12 protein-coding genes, 3 tRNA genes and 1 pseudogene are annotated in these 17,877 nt (G+C 54.0%); 1 reads left to right on the top strand and 15 read right to left on the bottom strand.

Annotated elements, in window-relative coordinates; all coding sequences use genetic code 11:
- Window positions 1–139: 139 nt before the first annotated feature.
- From rlmH to BR83_RS0103730, 9 genes are all read right to left on the bottom strand, one after another.
- Window positions 140–619, bottom strand: a complete 480-nt coding sequence (gene rlmH / locus BR83_RS0103685) for a 23S rRNA (pseudouridine(1915)-N(3))-methyltransferase RlmH (RefSeq protein ID WP_027355936.1) — start codon at window positions 617–619, stop codon at window positions 140–142.
- Between the two features lie 22 nt (window positions 620–641).
- Window positions 642–1,955: a UDP-N-acetylglucosamine 1-carboxyvinyltransferase gene (gene murA, locus BR83_RS0103690; RefSeq protein ID WP_027355937.1), complete on the bottom strand. Its 1,314-nt coding sequence runs from the start codon at window positions 1,953–1,955 to the stop codon at window positions 642–644.
- 171 nt (window positions 1,956–2,126) lie between these two features.
- On the bottom strand, window positions 2,127–2,978 hold the full coding sequence (locus BR83_RS0103695) for a peptidase MA family metallohydrolase (protein ID WP_242839613.1): 852 nt from the start codon (window positions 2,976–2,978) through the stop codon (window positions 2,127–2,129).
- 217 nt (window positions 2,979–3,195) lie between these two features.
- Window positions 3,196–3,786, bottom strand: coding sequence for a tetratricopeptide repeat protein (locus BR83_RS0103705; RefSeq protein ID WP_027355939.1), 591 nt, complete (start codon window positions 3,784–3,786; stop codon window positions 3,196–3,198).
- 150 nt (window positions 3,787–3,936) lie between these two features.
- Window positions 3,937–5,391, bottom strand: a complete 1,455-nt coding sequence (locus tag BR83_RS17730; RefSeq protein WP_051617840.1) for a peptidoglycan DD-metalloendopeptidase family protein — start codon at window positions 5,389–5,391, stop codon at window positions 3,937–3,939.
- Window positions 5,392–5,611: 220 nt separating this feature from the next.
- Window positions 5,612–6,967 (bottom strand): thioether cross-link-forming SCIFF peptide maturase, encoded by a 1,356-nt coding sequence (gene scfB, locus BR83_RS0103715; RefSeq protein ID WP_027355940.1) that lies wholly within the window; start codon window positions 6,965–6,967, stop codon window positions 5,612–5,614.
- A 73-nt stretch (window positions 6,968–7,040) separates the two neighbouring features.
- A complete protein-coding gene (scfA, locus tag BR83_RS16600; protein ID WP_073164538.1) occupies window positions 7,041–7,190 on the bottom strand; it encodes a six-cysteine ranthipeptide SCIFF in 150 nt (49 codons plus the stop codon).
- A 166-nt stretch (window positions 7,191–7,356) separates the two neighbouring features.
- Window positions 7,357–7,791 (bottom strand): CBS domain-containing protein, encoded by a 435-nt coding sequence (locus BR83_RS15015; RefSeq protein ID WP_242839618.1) that lies wholly within the window; start codon window positions 7,789–7,791, stop codon window positions 7,357–7,359.
- A 196-nt stretch (window positions 7,792–7,987) separates the two neighbouring features.
- Window positions 7,988–8,062: transfer RNA gene (locus tag BR83_RS0103730), tRNA-Gly, on the bottom strand.
- Window positions 8,063–8,473: 411 nt separating this feature from the next.
- Here BR83_RS0103730 and asnB point away from each other — a divergent pair.
- Window positions 8,474–9,496 (top strand): annotated as a pseudogene (asnB, locus tag BR83_RS15020) (asparagine synthase (glutamine-hydrolyzing)); the annotation flags it as partial.
- A gap of 222 nt (window positions 9,497–9,718) precedes the next feature.
- On the opposite strand, the gene BR83_RS0103750 reads toward asnB, so the two are convergent.
- The 6 genes from BR83_RS0103750 to lonC all read right to left on the bottom strand — a co-directional run bounded on the left by BR83_RS0103750 (window position 9,719) and on the right by lonC (window position 17,871).
- Window positions 9,719–9,794, bottom strand: a tRNA-Glu gene (locus BR83_RS0103750).
- Between the two features lies 1 nt (window position 9,795).
- Window positions 9,796–9,871, bottom strand: a tRNA-Lys gene (locus tag BR83_RS0103755).
- Window positions 9,872–10,045: 174 nt separating this feature from the next.
- Entirely contained in the window at window positions 10,046–11,329 is a 1,284-nt protein-coding gene (locus tag BR83_RS0103760; RefSeq protein ID WP_027355942.1) for an adenylosuccinate synthase, read from the bottom strand.
- A 7-nt stretch (window positions 11,330–11,336) separates the two neighbouring features.
- Window positions 11,337–12,731 (bottom strand): NAD(P)/FAD-dependent oxidoreductase, encoded by a 1,395-nt coding sequence (locus BR83_RS0103765; protein ID WP_027355943.1) that lies wholly within the window; start codon window positions 12,729–12,731, stop codon window positions 11,337–11,339.
- Between the two features lie 502 nt (window positions 12,732–13,233).
- A complete protein-coding gene (locus tag BR83_RS0103775) occupies window positions 13,234–15,864 on the bottom strand; it encodes a replicative DNA helicase (RefSeq protein WP_027355944.1) in 2,631 nt (876 codons plus the stop codon).
- A 93-nt stretch (window positions 15,865–15,957) separates the two neighbouring features.
- Window positions 15,958–17,871 carry a Lon family ATP-dependent protease gene (gene lonC, locus BR83_RS0103780; protein ID WP_027355945.1) on the bottom strand — a complete coding sequence of 638 codons (1,914 nt, stop codon included), beginning with the start codon at window positions 17,869–17,871 and terminating at the stop codon, window positions 15,958–15,960.
- Window positions 17,872–17,877: the final 6 nt, after the last annotated feature.

Below are 17,877 nucleotides of genomic sequence, written 5' to 3' on the forward strand. Positions count from 1 at the left end.
CCACAATGCCCTGTTTGGGCGATAAAAATTTTTAACAAAAGAAAGATAATTTCCCGCATTTAATTTAATTAGTTCGTCAAAAAACATGGGGTTCCTTCTCTGCCCGCCAAATAGATGACCTTTTTGGACGGCATATTTCCTACAGATGGTATTTTTCGCCGCGAATAATTTTGAAGGCCCTGTATATTTGTTCCAGAAGAATAATGCGCATCAGCTGGTGGGGAAAGGTAAATTTGGAAAAGGACAGCCGCAGGGAGGCCCTGGCAAGCACGTCCCCGGCCAGGCCGGCACTTCCGCCGATAATAAAGCAAAGCTTGTTCTGCCCCCGCAGGCCAAGCTCTGCCAGATAGCCGGCAAATTCCTTGGAGGAAAGCATCATTCCTTTCCTGTCCAGGGCGATGGTCACGCAGTTGTCCGGAATTCGCTCCAGCAGGCGGGTGCCCTCTTTTTTCAGAACTGCCTCCAGCGCACCTGCCCTTCCGGATGCCGGCAGAGATTCTTCTCTGACCTCCACCAGTTCAATCCGGGCATAAGGACTCAGCCGCTTGAGGTACTCCTTCTGGGCCAGAAGTAAAAAATCCTCTTTTAACTTTCCTACGCAGAGCAGGGTTATGTGCATCGATACATCCCACTGGCAAGGCTTAAATCAGAGCACTTTTCCTGACAGCATTGTCTTGAGCCGGGGTTTTCTCATCATAAGGGGCACGCCATATCCGGGCCCCCAGCATTCTCAATTTCTGCTCCAGGTTGAAATAGCCCCGGTCTATATATTGTACATTATCTATCCTGGTTTCTCCTTCGGCCATAAGCCCGGCCACCACCAGGGCAGCCCCTGCCCTCAGGTCAGTGGCCCGCACGCAGGCACCCTGCAGCCGCTCCACGCCTTCCACCACAGCCAGGCGGCCCTCCACCTTGATCCGCGCACCCATGCGTTTCAGTTCATCGGCCACTTTGAAGCGGTTTTCAAAGATATTTTCCACGATCACGCTGGTGCCGGGAACGGTGGACAAAAGAGCCATCATTTGGGACTGCATATCCGTGGGAAACCCCGGATAAGGCATGGTCTTAATGTCGATGGGGCTCAAAGGGCCGCTGGCCCTGACCCGGACGCGGTCCTCCTCTTCCCCCACTTCCACCCCGGCCTCCCGCAGTTTGGCAATCAATGGTTCCAGGTGACGGGGGATGACATTTTCCAAGACCACGTCTCCCCGGGTGGCAGCCGCCGCCACCATAAAAGTGCCCGCTTCAATGCGGTCGGGGATAACCGCATAGCGCAGGCAACCGCCCAGGGAATCCACCCCTTCGATTTTGATTACATCGGTGCCTGCTCCCCGCACCCTGGCTCCCAGGCAGTTCAAAAAGTTGGCCAGATCCACCACTTCCGGTTCCCGGGCGGCATTCTCGATCACCGTCTGCCCCCGGGCCAGACAAGCGGCCATCATGATATTTTCCGTGGCTCCTACACTGGGGAAATCCAGGTACACCCGGTTCCCTTCGAGCCTGGCGGTCCGCGCGACCACTGTACCCCGTTCAAGGGAAAACCGGGCTCCCAGGGCGGTCAGGCCTTTGAAATGTAAATCCATGGGCCTGGTTCCGATGTTGCAACCACCGGGAAGGGGGATTTCCGCCCGGCCAAAACGGGCCAGGAGAGGACCCAGCAGTAAATTGGAGGCACGTAATTGTTTGGCCAGGTGGTAAGGGGGCATTTGAACAGGGGGATCCGTCATCAGGATGCGCAGGCTGCCATTGGATGGGGTGCGGTGCACCTGCGCTCCCAGGGAGCGCAGGATATCCATCATCACCTGCACGTCCCTGATATCGGGCACATTTTCCAGGGTTACCAGTTCGCCGGCCATAACAGCCGCACACAAAATGGCCAGGGAAGCGTTTTTGGCCCCGCTAATGGTAACCCGGCCTTGCAGGGAAATCCCCCCGGAAATAACCAGTTTATCCATAGAAACATTTTCCTCCCGCTACAAAACTAAAGCTAAATATTCTAGATACCTTTCCACAATTCCTGCCACAATGCCCGCTTATACAACAATCATCCGCAAATAGATAACCGGGGGAATTCCTGCTCAAACAACAGCCCGGCATTTTTTTTAAAATGCCATGTCCCATTCTTTTTATACCTTTTTCTCCATCCATAGCTTAAAACCGGAAGCAAAACCATCCACATCCCGACCGGTGACCTGTTCCAGGGCTTCGTTTATATCCCGTCCCTGCCCCAGCACCGTTAAAATTTTATGCAGGCTTTCTGCACCATATTCTTCCACCAGGTACTCGACGGCAGCCAGTGATTGCCCGTAAGCCAGGGTCTGGTCGGGCAGTTCATCAAATTTCCGGTCCATTACTTTAAAGTCATACAGTTCAAAACCGGTTAAATCCTGAATTTGAGCAAACCTGAAGCCGGTAAGTTTATACTCCTCATACTGGGCGATACCTTCGGTAAGCCAGCGGGGGACGTTGCCCCGGGTAAGATAGTCCACCACCAGGTGGGTCAGCTCATGGGCTACCGGACCCGAGCTCAGAAAAATTTCCTCCACCTCCCGGGGGTCCCGGGCGTCAATCCAGGCCCGGGGTGAGAGAACCCTGATCACCCCCGCCCAGTATACACCCATGGCACTTTCACTGGCCGGCCAGCCAAAGCTGGCGTTCAGGGACTCCCGGCTGGGATATACCACCAAAAGGATAGGGTCACCGGTTGTAAAATGAAAGTCCCTGGCTATTTGCGGGTAGAACCTTTGCGCTGCCTTAAGCACCAGCCGGGCGCCGCCCGCATCTGCAGGTTCATACCGGACCACGAAGCGGCCCCCGGAAAGGGTGTGCATATGCCGGGTGCCGAGCAGCGCGTGTGCCCGGCCCGCCTCACAGAAGATGTTGTACACATATTCCCTTATCTGCCCGGGTATGTGAACAAAAAGGACGATCAGCAGGGCCATCACGATACCCGTTAATTTCAAGCATAGCCGGGACAAAAACCGGCCAGCCGCAGGTTTTCTTGAAATTTGCGGTGCAATACCCATTGCCCATCACCGAACCTGCTGATGTTTATTTATTATAAAACCAGTTAAATAATAACCAAAAGTAAAAACAAGGCCCATACGGGCCCTACTAAGAAATACCCTTTTAAAATTATAAGCTTTTTTCACTATCCTGCACCACAGGGAACTGCTGGAAAACAAAACCCGCTCCTCAGGATTTGCCGTTTTCCAGCAGCTTTTTCCACTCCGCAATCATTTTACGGGCCTGGGTTACGTCCTCCCCCTGGCCGGCAAGCTGTACAAATCTTTCCAGCTCCCGGATACCGCCCTCATAATCACCCTTCCCCAGGGCCAGCACCTGGCCGTAATAATAGTGGGCCAGGGCGTTGTCAGGATGACGCCTGATTTCTTCCTGTAAACTGGCCGCCGCATCGTCATAGTGCCCAACCAGGAACTGCACCAGGGCCAGTTCAACACGAAAATCGCCGTTCTCCGGCTTTAATTGCACGGCTTTCTCATAGGCCTGCAGTGCCTGATCCATCTTCCCCGCCTCCAGGTAAGCCCTGGCCAGCCGGGCAGCCAGGTCAGCATCCTGCGGCCTGTCTTTGACCTGTGCCTCCAGTTCGGCAATCATCGCTTCCGGTGACTGCTGCTGTTGAATATCTGAGGGTGCACTGGCTGTGCGAAAATCGAAAAACCAGCCGATGGACGTTCCCAGCAGGCCCAGGGAAAGGAAAATGGTCAGGATAATGAAAGCTATCTTCTGAAATTTTTTCTTGCGCTCCCGGTAAAGTAAGGCCATAATAACTAACCCCTTTTAAAAATCTCCTTCCTCCATTATACCACAATTGTCCCCTCAGGGGTCCCTATTGATGCTGCCCCGGTAACATAAAAACCCTCCCCGCAACCTGCAGGAGGAGGGCTCAACAGGCAGATATCAATGCCGTTATCTTTACAGGAACCGGGCCGGGTCCACCGGCCGCCCGTTAATCAACACCTCAAAGTGCAGATGAGGACCGGTGGCATTGCCGGTACTCCCAACCCGCCCCAGCAACTGACCGCGTTCCACCCTCTGGCCAACCCGCACCTCAATCCGGGACAGGTGGGCGTAACGGGTAACCACACCATCGCCGTGGTAAACATCTACCATCAGGCCATAGCCTCCGTTCCAGCCAGCCCTAATCACCCGACCTGCTTCGGCAGAACGGACCGGGGCCCCGCTGCCGGCAGTTATATCCACACCGGCGTGCAACCGGCCCCAGCGCAGCCCATAGGGTGACCCGATGGCGCCCACCGTAGGCCAGGCCAGGCTTCCCGATGCTCCCGAACGTGAAGCCAGTAAAACCCGCGAACCCACAGCCACCACCCGGGGCCGCGGTTCCTTGATAACCTTCCTTTCCAGAATCTCATTATTCACCAGACACCCGTTTAAGTAAGCCAGCCGGTACGTTACCTCTTCCACACCCGGCTTCCCGGCCTGAACCACTCGCTGCTGCCCGCGCAGCATGGTGTTGTCCCGCCGACGCTCTTCTATAAAGGGCAACTCTCTTTTTTCCGTACGCACAACTGTGGCCAGAACATTGATCAACGGCTCGGTACGGGATAACTTCAATACCTGCCCCACCTGCAAGGTTTCGGGTGTTAAACCGGGATTGGCGGCCTGCAGTTCTTCTACCGGTATGCCTTTACTGGCGGCAATACTCCACAGGGTATCCCCTGCCCGGACCGAATATTGTTCCAGCCGGCGACCGCCGGTACCGGCAAATTCCAGGGCTTCCCGCAAGCTCAAGATCTCCCCCGCCGGCGCCCACACCTCTTTATAAACCACTTTCTCCATCAGGCGAACATCCGCCCCGGGAATACTGTGCCGTTCCTTCAACGTTTCCAGCAACCGGTTGGCCGTATCGCGGCTGGCAACCACCAGTTTAATGGCTCCGTTTATCACCAGGGCCGTACCCTTTTCCTGCGCTCCCAGGGCCCGGGCCAGGGATTCTTCGAGGTACCGGCCGGATAACACGGGCCCTTCCCCCCAGGATGCCGGGCGGATAATCACCTTTTGAAGAGCGTGCCCTTCCCGTGCACCAATATAAATTCTGTTCCGCAAGATATCTTCCAGCTCACCACGATTGGAAGAAACGGCCACCACCCTGCCCCCAACCAGGACAGCCCATCTCTCGGAAGCATTTGTAATAAGGGAGCCATAGATCATTATCACCAGGGTCATGGCCACCACGCAGAGGACCTGGGCCGGCGTTAAAGGATCCTCAATAAAAAAACGACGCAAAGCCCGCTTTAATTTATTTCTATTTATGGAAGCAACCAGGAGAAGACAGGCAATGCTCACCGTTCTACCTGCCCGCTTTTCTTTTTCGTTTCCGCCCCCGGCCAGAGGAGTCATACGGGACATGGGCTTTACTCCTTTTGCTTAAAATGGTTAGTCAACCAAACAACTGGCAACTCCTTAAGATTTGGTAGGTTGCTTGTCGAGTCATGTCAACCCCTCTAATAAATGTATAACTGGCGGGGGCGCATCATCACTCCGGATTTTTCTTATTTTAACCCGGAAATAAAGGAACTGGGGAAATTATCAATGGTTTTAATTCAGTTATTAATTTTATCGTTAATTTTTAAATCAATCCTTCCTTTGCCAGAACCGCCTTTAAATATATGGCGCACTCAATTCTTTTCTTAATCAGGGCGCAGGCAAGCTCATAGGGGGTAAAAATATTACCGTGAAAGGCATGAGCGTTGGCGTGGCAGCCGCCACTGCAGATAAAGCGGGCCCAGCAGCCCCTGCAGGCATCTTTGTTGTACACATGGGCCCTGCGGAATTCTTCCACCAGGTCGGGACGTACGATCCCACCCTCTACATCACCCATGCAATACTCCGGCCGCCCGACAAACTGGTGGCAGGGATACAACTTGCCTTCAGGCGAAACGGCCAGATATTCTCTCCCGGCCCCGCAACCCGCCAGACGCTTGGGCAGGCACGGGCCGCCGTCCAGATCGATATTGAAATGAAAAAAGTTGACCTGCTGGCCCCTTCGGGCACGGCTGAAAAGCTGCCGCGTTAATATTTCGTACTCCTCGCAAATACGGGGAACATCCCCGGGTTGCAGGGCATATTCCTCGTGATAGGGCGCCACCACCGGTTCCACCGATATATGCTTGAAGCCCAGATCGGCCATATGGAACACGTCCCGGGAAAAGTCCAGGTTGCGGCGGGTGAAGGTGCCGCGCACATAATATTCGCCCCCGGGACGGGAGAAAACGAAACGGCATATATTCTCCACCACACACTCATAAGACCCCTGGCCGCCTGGAAAAATGCGCATGGCATTGTGGACTTCCTCCCGTCCGTCCAGGCTGAGCACCACTGCCAGATCGTGCTCATTCAGAAAGCGGCCCACCTCGGGGGTAAGCAGCAGTGCATTGGTGGTTACGGTAAATTTGATTATTTTACCCAGACGGGCAGCCTGCCGCCGGCCGTACTCCACAAGGTCCTGCAGGGTTTTGAAGTTCAGCAGCGGCTCGCCCCCAAAGAAATCAACTTCCACATGACGCCTGGATCCTGAAGAGGCGAAAAGAAAGTCCAGCGCCCGCCTGCCGGTTTCCGCGGACATCAAACCGCCGGGACCACCAAAATGCCCCTGGCTGGCAAAACAGTAGCGGCAGGCCAGGTTGCAGTCGTGGGCCAGGTGAAGGCACAGTGCTTTGACCACCGGCTCACCTGCCGGTTCATAGTGGCCATCCAGCGGGTCGGGGGAGAACAAAAGGCCTTCCCGGACCAGCTCTTTGATTTCCTGCATGGCCTCCACCACTTCCGATGGAGGGTAGGAAGCATACCTCGCCAGAATATCCCGCTCATTTTCAAAGGGGTACTCATCCAGAAGGCACCAGGTCAGTTCATCCACCACGTGTACGGAACCGCTATTTACATCCAGCACAAAACGGTAATCATCGAAAATGAATTTATGGATCATTGCCCCTCCCCCAAGAAAAAAACCTCATCCCGCAACGGGATCAGGTTTTATTTAATTGCCAATCTATGAATAGTTACTTCTCCTTCTTCATGCAGGCCTGGTTACCCACCGTGCAGGACGTCTTGCAGGCCGACTGGCAGGAAGTCTGGCATTCCCCGCATCCCCCGCCTTTAACCGTGCTGGAAAGGGAGGGACGGCTGATGGTAATAATATGCTTGCCCATGGGAAAATATCCTCCTCCTTTATGAAAGCCTTATAAAATCTTATTAAATTATAATCCTGATTATTTAACCAGACAAGATCGGTCACACTCGCCATCCGGCCGCATAATAGCAGATGGCGGCAGTTTTTAATCCCTTACAGCATGTCGGCGATATAATCCAGCAGATCTACGGCCCTGATAACCCCCACAGCTTTTCTTCCCTCAAAAACGGGCAGCAGTTTACATTTTTGGTCATCCTCAGTTCAATGGCCCTCACCACGGTGTCGCCGGCCTGGACACAAGCATCGACCAGGGGCCGGATAGCCTGACCCACTTTGGTGACAGTAAGTTCATTGAGGGGGTCCTTGCGGTAAAAAAATGCCCAGGACATGGTGAAAAGTTCGGTATTATCGTAAAGCAAACGGTTTGTTTTTATAGCCTTTAATATATCCCGCGTGGTCAGGATTCCCACCAGCTGTTCTTCGTTGTCAACCTTCGTTTTACTGAAAACCAGCAATGAGCGATGCTCGTGACCGGCAGCGCGGTAATTGCGCAATACTTTAATGGCGTCCTTTAATGTATCAGAATCGTATACCTCCGGATACTCTCCGAGCGGTAACATCAATTCACCGACCTTCTTTGTCTCCGGCACAAGGACACCCTCTTTCCTTCTTCTCCTCGAATAGTGCGCGCTTCTCAACCCGTTTCGTTATATTTTTCCGCTAACCCCGGCTGAATACTTTATTAAGTTTTAGCCAGGCCCGTTACAGTAAAACTAAAAGGTCCCCTTCCACGGGGACCATCTTTTTAAAAACTTTTGGAGCGGGTGACGGGGATCGAACCCGCAGCCCTCAGCTTGGGAAGCTGATGCTCTACCATTGAGCTACACCCGCCTGCTTCTCTTATTATAGCAGTTCCATAAAAATAGTCAAGATTATTCGGCAGGCCGTCCGTGTCAAGATCAGTGGCCCGGGATGGCCACAAGGCGACGCACAATTTTCCGGGCAGATCCAGCAGGTATCTCCACAAAAATTTTTCGTTATGAAATGAAACCTCACATCAATATCAAGGTAGCGGCCTTGATATTTACTCCCGGTAATCAGGCAATTGCACACATCACTTCCCTGCTGCATATAATAAAACTGAAAAAATTCATTGTACGGGTTGCTATACAGCAACAACGGAGCCGGGCAATGGCGCCCCCCGCAAAGCAGGAACACTGCCTTTGCGTGAGGCGTCTTTCTTTTTCCGGGCCGGCCCTCTAACACCAGCCCGTACGGTTTCACCGGGAGGGAGAATGTCATATGTGCGGGATTGCCGGCTGGGTGGACTGGGAAGGGGATCTCACCCGACAAAAAGACATACTTGAGAACATGGTGGCAACCCTGGCCTGCCGCGGGCCAGACGCAGCTGGGGTGTGGATATCACGTTATGCCGCCCTGGCCCATTGCCGGCTGATAGTGGTGGATCCCGCGGGCGGGGGGCAACCGATGATCCGCAAGCGGGGGAAAAACAGGTACATTATCACTTACAACGGCGAACTGTACAACACCCCAGAACTGCGCCGGGAACTGGAAGCCCGGGGTTATCGTTACCAGGGCCACTCGGATACAGAGGTGTTGCTCACGGCATTCATGGAATGGGGCAAGGATTGCGTGCTCCGCTTGAATGGTATATTCGCCTTTGCCATCTGGAATGAAGAGGAGCAAAGCCTGTTCATGGCCCGGGACCGGTTGGGAGTGAAGCCCCTTTTTTATACCCGGAGGGGCAGTGCTTTTATTTTTGGTTCCGAGTTAAAAGCCCTCCTGGCTCACCCGGCCGTACCACCGGAAGTAGACGCCGAAGGTCTGGCCGAAATCTTTGCACTGAGCCCCGGACGAACGCCGGGACACGGCATTTTCAGGGGAGTAAGGGAACTGAGGCCCGGCCACTGCCTGGTTTATAACCGCCGGGGTACACACATTTTCCGCTACTGGGCACTGGAAAGCCATCCCCATCTCGACGACCTAGAGACCACTGCCCATAAGGTGGGCCATCTTTTGCAGGATGCGGTGCGGCGGCAGCTGGTGGCCGATGTACCCGTGTGCACCCTGCTATCTGGAGGTCTTGACTCCAGCGCCATTACAGCCTTTGCTGCAGCCGCATTCCGGCAAGACAGTACCGAGCCACTGCGCACCTTTTCGGTGGACTATATGGATAACGATCTCTATTTCCGGCCCAATCAATTCGAGCCCGATACCGATGCCCGGTGGACAGAGCGGGTGGCGCACTTTCTTGGCTCCCGCCACCGGACCGTGTTGATCGATACGGCAACAACGTTGAGGCCGTACGCCAGTTTGCGCAGCTGGATGCACCGGCCATGAACAGGCCGTGGTACGGCCAGCTGATGCGGGGCCCGCAGTTCCTGGCCTTCCTCATTCAGGTCGATACCTGGCTCCGGGAATACCGGGTGATGGTGCGATAGCTATTGTAGCGTGAACACCCGGCTTGGCCGTAATTCATAACTACAAAAAATTAAGCCCCGTAAGCGTTTTACGGGGCTTATAATATGGTGACCCCAGCGGGATTCGAACCCGCGTTACCGCCGTGAAAGGGCGGTGTCTTAGGCCGCTTGACCATGGGGCCATGGTGAGCCATGGTGGACTCGAACCACCGACACCCTGATTAAAAGTCAGGTGCTCTACCAGCTGAGCTAATGGCCCACACAGTGTCGTCACCGCTAGATATGATACTATAGATATGCTTCTGTGTCAACAAAAAATTTAGATGCGGCCATTAAAACCAGAACTGGATAACAGATACATTATTGATGGCAGATGTCTTTTCTTAAAAAAAAAGCGCTCCCGTGAGCGCCGGTTTGAACTGTTAAACAAATGCTACAATACTTCGCGGGTAATAATGGTCTCTTCCCGCCCGGGCCCGACACCTATAATGGCAATGGGTACGCCCGCCAGCTCGCTGATGCGTTCCAGGTATCTCCTGGCATTACCGGGCAGGTCCTCGTAACACCTGGCCCGGCTGATATCTTCCTGCCACCCGGGTAGTTCCTCGTAAACCGGCTCACAGGCCTCCAGCACTTTAAGCGAAGAAGGAAACTCGGTCACCACATTCCCCCGGTAGCGATAGGCTGTGCATATGCGGATGGTTTCCAGGCCGGTCAGCACATCCAGTTTGGTGATGGCCAGGCAGTCCAGCCCGTTGATCCTTACCGCATAGCGGGCTACCACGGCATCAAACCACCCGCAGCGTCGAGGCCGCCCGGTGGTGGTACCATATTCGCCCCCGCGGCTGCGGATGTGATCCCCCAGGGAATCATGCAGCTCCGTGGGGAAAGGACCTTCGCCAACCCTGGTAACGTAGGCCTTGGCCACACCCATTACCCGGTCGATGCGCGTGGGGCCAATGCCCGCACCCGTGCAGGCCCCGGCGGCCACGGGGTGGGAGGAAGTTACATAGGGATAGGTACCGTGGTCAACATCCAGGAGGGTTCCCTGGGCTCCTTCAAAGAGAATTTTCTTGCCCTGAGCAATGGCCTGGTTAACAATTACAGATACGTCTTCTACAAATGGCTTCAGCCTGCGGGCATAGCCTGTATAAGCTGGCAGGATATGCTCCAGATCCATTTTCTCCTTATGGTAAACCTGCTGGAAAATTTTATTTTTATATTCCAGATTTCTTTCCAGCAGCGCTTTAAACTCTTCTTCATCCACCAGTTCCGCCATACGGATGCCCAGCCGTGCGACCTTATCCGTATAGGCCGGCCCTATCCCCCGGCAGGTGGTTCCAATGCGCCGGGCACCTTTCATTTCTTCCTCGTACTGATCCTGCCTCCGGTGATAGGGTAATATAACATGGGCCCGGGGGCTTATCCGCAGGTTTGCCGTTGAAATGCCCCTGGCAGCCAGGTCATCCAGCTCGTTCAGGAGGACTTCGGGATCGATGACCACCCCGTTTCCTATCAGGCAGAGTTTATCCGGGTAAAGTATACCTGAAGGAACGAGATGCAGCTTAAACTGCCTGCCTCCCACCGTAACCGTATGGCCGGCGTTATTACCCCCCTGGTAGCGCACGATGAGATCGGCCTTTTCAGCCAGGAAGTCTGTTATCTTTCCCTTACCCTCGTCCCCCCACTGGGCGCCCACCACAACAAGTGTCGACATGCTCCAATTATCCCCCCACTTTATTCAGGATCTCCCGCGCTGCCAGGACCCCGGACACCGAAGCCTGGGCCAGCCCTCTGGTAACACCTGCACCATCTCCTGCAGCAAAAAGGTTCTGCACCTGGGTTTCCAGGCCGCGGGTCAATGTCAGCCGTGAAGAATAAAATTTAACTTCCACCCCGTACAGCAGGGTATAGCGGGAGTAGATACCCGGTGCTACTTCGTCCATGGCTTTCAGCATTTCGACGATGGCCACAAGATGCCGATAGGGGAAGACCAGGCTCAAATCTCCCGGCGTTGCCTTGGTCAGGGTGGGGACTGTGAGACACTTGCGTATTCGCTCCTCTGTGCTTCTCCTCCCTGCCAGGAGGTCGCCCAGCCGCTGAACAATTACCCCCCCACCGAGCAAGTTGGCCAGGCTGGCGATATATTTTCCGTAGGCAATTGGTTCTTTAAAGGGCTCCGTAAAAGTTTTGCTTACCAGTACGGCAAAATTGGTATTGCCGGTTTTGCGATAGGCATGGGTATGGCCGTTGACGGTTACCAGCCCATCATTATTTTCCATAACCACTTCCCCGTAAGGGTTCATACAAAAAGTGCGTACTTTATCGTCAAAGGAACGGGAATAGTAAATAAACTTGGCTTCATAGAAAACCCTGGTCAGAGGTTCCATTACCGCTGCCGGAACCTCCACCCGCACCCCAATATCAACCGGATTAACCGCCGTTGTTAACCCCAGTTTCCGGGCCTGCCCGGCCAGCCACTCCGCACCTTCACGCCCGGGAGCAAGAATTACATAATGCCCCGGTATAATTTCGCCCCCGGTGGTAATTATGCCCCGGACCCGATTATTTTCTGCCAGGACTGATTCCACCGGGCATTCCGTCCGGATTTCTACCCCTGCATCCAGCAGGTACTGTTTCATACGGGCCAGTATCTCCTGACACCGGCCTGTACCCAGGTGACGAATGGCCACCGGGATAAGCTTGAGTTCCGCCTGGGCGGCCCGGTGCTGAAACTCCTCGATGGCTTCGGCATGCTCCAGGCCGTAGACCATTTCCGGCGCCCCAAATTCCCGGTAGATTCTATCCACATAATCAATCAGCTCGCCAAGAGCTTCTTCGCCGATATATTGCTCCAGGCTGCCCCCAATTTCGGTGGACAGGGTCAGCTTGCCGTCGCTGAAAGCTCCGGCGCCACCCCAGCCGCAGATGGTGGAGCAGGGGTTGCAGTGAAAGCAGGCGTTATTCTTTTCTCTGGAGGGACATTTGCGCTCTTCCAAATCCCGCCCTTTCTCCAGCATGAGGATTTTTAAGCCGCATTTTTGCCTGACCAGCTCCAGGGCAGTAAAAATGCCGGCGGGACCTGCACCGACAATTATCACATCGTAAACCTGTTCCATTTTTGACCCCTCCCTGAGCAAACCCCCGGGCATGTTCGTTTTTTCACCACTCAGAGCACAAAAAGAACCCCCTGCCCGGTTCACCATGCCAAACATATTGATTTTAGCAAAGTGACAGGGGTATGTCAAGAGAAGCTTTCTTTGAGGTGTGATCCGTCTGTGATATTGTCAGGGTAAAATCCGTCAGTGAAAATGTCAGTATGAAGGAGATGGTTACCCTGTCACAGACGGAACTGAAGCGGATGCTGGTTTTGCAGCGGGTTCTGGAACCGCCAGAAACCACGGTGCTTATCCGCCACTATTTTATCATATTAAATTTTAAAAAGAAATGCCAGCGCCCGGGATACACGCATCTCCCGGCACTGGACCGCACCCGGTTCACGGAAGTGATGCAGTTGTGTGTATTCCTGCGCAACGACAGTCCCCCGGTTATCACCAGCGAAGATACAGGGACCTGGGTAAAGGGAACCGCTAAAAACCCTTTTACAACTAGAATACCTTCCTACTGGGGCCCTCCCGGTACTTCCTCTTTGGCCAGGTTCATGAACCTGGTGAATTCCTTCAAGAAAGCCAGCTCCACCAGCCCCGTGGGGCCGTTTCTCTGTTTAGCCACAATAATTTCCGCTATGCCCCGCTTTTCCGTATCGGGCCGGTAGTACTCATCCCGGTAAATAAACATGACCACATCCGCATCCTGCTCGAGAGAATTATGAACTATGATATCGGCCGCAACAAAATTGTGGTGTCCTGGGACCTCAAGGTCATATACCTCTTCAATACCATCGGGCTCAATGCTTACCACTCGATCCCAGAAAACATCGCTTTGGCTAAGACGTATTAGAAGCTCGCTCTGAACAATCTGGCCCACTCGGAAGGCACGGGTTCGGCTGAGATTACTCTTGTAAAGAGTTGAACCGCAGTACTGAACCCCCAGCGCGGCCTGCATTGCTCTTTGACTAAGTCCAATTAACTGTCGCGCGGGCTCGACTATGGAGTACCATACTGTTGCCGGAATAACGTCCTTATTCGTAATGTGGTCTCGCTTGGAATAGAAATCCAAAATCTCTTGAAGGCGTGATTTCTTGGCTTCTAAACATCCTATTTGTTGTATAAAACACATAATATCAGGTTTTCCACTGATTACTACATGCCATTGGTCACGTCCTTTGCCCGGCTGGGGTACTCGGTTTACTTTTGCCACTATCCCAAAGCGCATAAGCAGGTGCTGAATATCTAGCGCCATTTGCTTGCTGCTAGTAGCATAAGAAATAATAGCGCGTGGTTTCTTACGACCAAATACCCCAAGCGTGCCATCAGTAACCCATAAATGTCGAAGGAAGTGGCCGATGATCTCTGGTGGCTGCGTGAATAATTTCTTCGGAACCCGTTTTTCATAGGATCGGTAACCCCAAACTCCCAGGCTATCCATCCATTGTGCCACCGGGCTCCGCGTTCCATGGGTTAGTTGAGTAGTAGAAGCTAAAAAAACCTGCCACCAATCACGCTGCCGCTCTACACGCGGAAATACCTTTTCTTTAAATAAATCATTAATTAAGTCCATAACAATTTCTGCTAATTGGCGTTCCTTAGTTGTATATTGTATTGCATGGCGAGGCAGTGTACACCCGTCCCCAAGCAAGTGGCCGAGGAGCGCGGCTTCGGAAGCGCTCATGGAGGGACCGGCTATTGACAAGCCTTCCAGCGACCTGGGTAATGCAATGAACTCTCCAGGCTGTAGCTCACCTAAGCATTTCCACCCTTCTAAAGTGCGGAATTTGTGGTTTGCCGTAGCACGCACTTCACGACCCAGCTGGGTACAAAGTCGAAATACAGGTTTTACCCCTGTACACCACACCTTGCTAACCGCGGCAGGCTCTAGTTTCCATGTTATTTCATTAAGTGCCATAACCTTTACAGGCTGCTTTTCCCGAACTAAATCCTTGATTGGAACCCGGTGTCCACTGGCTAATTGCACCAGTGTTTCACCGGCCAGGCAGCCACTTTCCCGCAAATCGGACATGATCGGCCTTTTATCCTGGCGCTGTTCCACCGACCGGCTCAACTGGGCCAGGGCCACCAGGGGTACATTCAGATCCTTGGCCACCCCTTTTAAGGAGCGGGAAATTTCCGCAATTTCCTGCTGCCGGTTTTCCGCCCGGCGGTTACCCTGCATCAATTGCAGGTAATCAACCAGGATCAGCCCCAGGCCCTTTTCCACCTGCAGGCGGCGGGCTTTGGCCCTTAGCTGGCGGGGTGAAAGGATGGCCGTGTCGTCTATGTACAGGGGAGCTTTAGCCAGGCGGGCCGCTGCCCTGGTAAGACGCGCCCAGTCCTCCGGGGTTAAATAACCGCTGCGTACTTTTTGCTGGTCGACCATGGCCTCGGCACAGAGCATCCGCTGGACCAGCTGGGCCCGGGACATCTCCAGGCTGAACACGGCCACCGGTATCTGGCTCTGCAGGGCCACCTGCTGGGCAATGGTCAGCCCCAGGCTGGTTTTACCCATAGCCGGCCGCCCGGCAATGATTATCAGATCCCCGGGCTGAAAGCCGCAGAGCAACCGGTCCAGATCGGTAAAACCGCTGGCTATGCCGCTGACCGTGCCCCTGTTACGGTAACGTTCTTCAATGTACTCAAAAATCTGCTGCAGTATTTCCTTGATGGATAGAAACAGGCCGGTATTGCGCCGGGCGCCCAGCTCCAGGATCATCCTTTCAGCTTCATCGATCAGCCGCTCCACATCTTCGCTGCCTTCATAACCCAGGCCCGCAATCCTCTCGGCCACCCCTATGAGCTGGCGCAGGATGGCCTTTTCTTCAATAATGCGGGCGTAGTATTCCACGTTTGCCGTGGTGGGCACGATGCTGGCCAGAGAAGCCACATATGTAACTCCACCGGCCAGTTCCAGCAGTTTTTTCTCCTGCAGGTAATTGGTCACGGTTAGCAGATCAACGGGCTGGCCCGCCTCCTCCAGGGCCAGGATGGCCTCGTATATCTTGCGGTGAGCTTCCAGGTAAAAATCCTCGGGTTTAAGCAGGCGGGCCACCCGGGATATGGCTTCCCGGTCCAGCATCATTGCCCCCAGCACCGATTGTTCTGCATCTATATTTTGAGGTGGCCTCTTATCGCTCATGATGCTTCACCAACCTGCCGGTAAGATTATTCGGGCGGCAGCCCGACGTTGCGACTGCCGCCCCTGTTGCTGCTGTGCATTTCCCGGAACAGTTTAACTGCCGAATATATGCTGCAGCATTTCCTCCACCGTAGCCACAGGAATGATTTCCACGCCCTGCAGGCCAGCCGGAACTTCGCTTTTGTTTTCCGCGGGAACAATTACCCGCCGCATGCCTGCCTGGCGGGCACCGTAGATCTTTTCCACGATACCCCCCACGCCCCGGATGCGGCCCTGGATGGACAGTTCTCCGGTTATGGCTACATCCTGGGGTACGGGTCTTTCCTGAATGGCGCTCAAAATGGCCAGGAAGATGGCTGCCCCGGCAGAAGGGCCGTCCACGCGCCCTCCTCCAACAATATTAACGTGCACATCGTAGCTGGCCAGGTCCTCCCCGGTTATCTTGCGAATTACCGAGGCAGCATTAAAAACGGAATCCCGGGCCATACTTCCCGCCGTATCATTAAAGCGGATGGTACCCTGGCCCTGGTTGCGGGCTGGAAAAGCCACCGCTTCGATTTCCAAAACAGAACCCACAAAACCCATTACCCCCAGGCCGAAAACCTTGCCCACTTCTTTTTCCGCGCAACCTTTGCGCATTACATGGGGGCTCAGGCGGCTGGTCTGGATCACTTCGTAAACATCCTGCAGGGTAATACCTTCTTTCCCCACCCTTCCCCCGCTCCGGTAACAGGCCAGCCCGTAAGCGTCAGCCAGTATACCGATGGCCTTGCGCCCTTCAATGGTATATTGACTGATAAGTTCGGGAACCTTTTCCTCCAGGTGAACCCCCAGTTTTTCTGCCGCCTGCCTGATAATAAGTTCAATGTCCTGCGGGGTTAGCGGCTCAAAATAGACCTCCGCGCAGCGGGAGCGGATGGCCGGGTTAATATCTTCCGGCTCCCGGGTGGTAGCCCCAATTAATATAAAGTCAGCCGGTGCCCCCTCTTCAAACAGCTTGCGTACATACTGGGGTACTGCAGGATCATGGGGATCATAATAGGGTGAATCAAAAAAGACCCTCTTATCCTCGAGAACCTTCAGCAACTTGGTCTGGAGCACGGGATCCATTTCACCTATTTCATCAATAAAAAGAACGCCTCCATGGGCCTCGGTAACCAGGCCCAGCTTGGGTTCCGGCACACCGCTATCGGCAAAATCACGCCGTGCCCCCTGATAAATGGGATCGTGAACCGAGCCCAGGAGAGGATTGGTTATATCCCGGGGATCCCAGCGCAGAGTAGAGCCGTTTACCTCTACAAAAGGTGCATCCTTGGCAAAGGGAGAACCGTTGATATTCTTGGCAGCTTCCAGGGCCAGACGGGCTGCAGTGGTTTTTCCCACTCCCGGCGGCCCGTAAAGTATTATGTGCTGGGGAAAAGGCGAAGCCAGCTTGGCCAGGAGCGCTTTGACGGCCTTTTCCTGGCCCACCAGTTCGGAAAAATCTCCCGGCCGGAGCACTTCCATGGCCGAACGGGCAAGTTTCTTTTGCTCCAGTTTTTCCAGAATAGCCAGTTTTTTTAGCGTCTGAGCATTTTCCGGCCCGGTATTTTCCTTGAGCACCTGCATTTTTATCTCTTTGACATATTCTTCGTGCCGCTGCTGCAATTTTTCATTAATCTTTTTTTCCAGCTCGTCTTCCACCGTACGCCTGGCCAGTATATCGGCAATCTCTTCTTCCACCTGCTCCAGGATGGACGGAATTTCTTCCAGGCCGGGCGCTTCCTCCAGGGTGGGATCTTCAAACACCAGTTTCTGGAGAGCAAGGACCCTTTCTTCCAGGCGTTCCGAGCGCATCAAGTGCAGGACATTCAGCTTGCCGGCCCGCAAGACCAGCTTATCCGACCCGAATATGCTTGCTGCCATGTTATAAAGGGCGTTAACCTGGCGGCGAAGCTGTTCCACACCTTTCAACCTGGTACATGTTTCCTCCTGGCTTTCTTTAAACTTGTGCAGGAATGCTTTCATTGCCAC

The sequence above is a fragment of the Desulfofundulus thermocisternus DSM 10259 genome (assembly GCF_000686645.1).
GTDB lineage: Bacteria > Bacillota > Desulfotomaculia > Desulfotomaculales > Desulfovirgulaceae > Desulfofundulus > Desulfofundulus australicus.